Source organism: Halobiforma nitratireducens JCM 10879 (assembly GCF_000337895.1).
Lineage (GTDB): Archaea > Halobacteriota > Halobacteria > Halobacteriales > Natrialbaceae > Natronobacterium > Natronobacterium nitratireducens.
On sequence record NZ_AOMA01000057.1, the window covers coordinates 1 to 414 of the forward strand.

The window sequence follows — 414 nt, forward strand, 5'->3', positions numbered from 1 at the left end:
TGTCCACGGAACCTGCTGTTGGTCAAGCGCGAACTCCGCGAACGTCACGGTTGCTTCTGCCCATTCCCGGAGGTCCGTCGCTGCTTTTGGGGAGTCTTGACACTCTAATCTCCAGGCTTCTTTCCGAAGATTCTCGAGCGTTTGGTCGATCCGCTCGCGGATCGCCCAACGCTCATTCCTCGGTGCATGAAGTGCGACAGAGTTCTTCAGATGGAACAGATCATTCGTAACGCCAGAGACGATCGCTTTCCGCTCGGAGAGCGGAAACGCATCGTCTTTCCAGAGCTTGTACCCGAGCGTTCGACCGACGTGAACAAGGTTGAGCTGGTGAGATCGGTCACCATTCTCGAACGCATCGACGAGCGCATTCTCGGCGTCACTGACGACCGTCGCGTCGTCAGTGATCGCCTCGGT

General features: G+C 57.2%; 1 pseudogene. It reads right to left on the reverse strand.

The features are described from left to right. A pseudogene (locus tag C446_RS04185) lies at nucleotides 1-414 on the reverse strand (ISH6 family transposase); the annotation flags it as partial.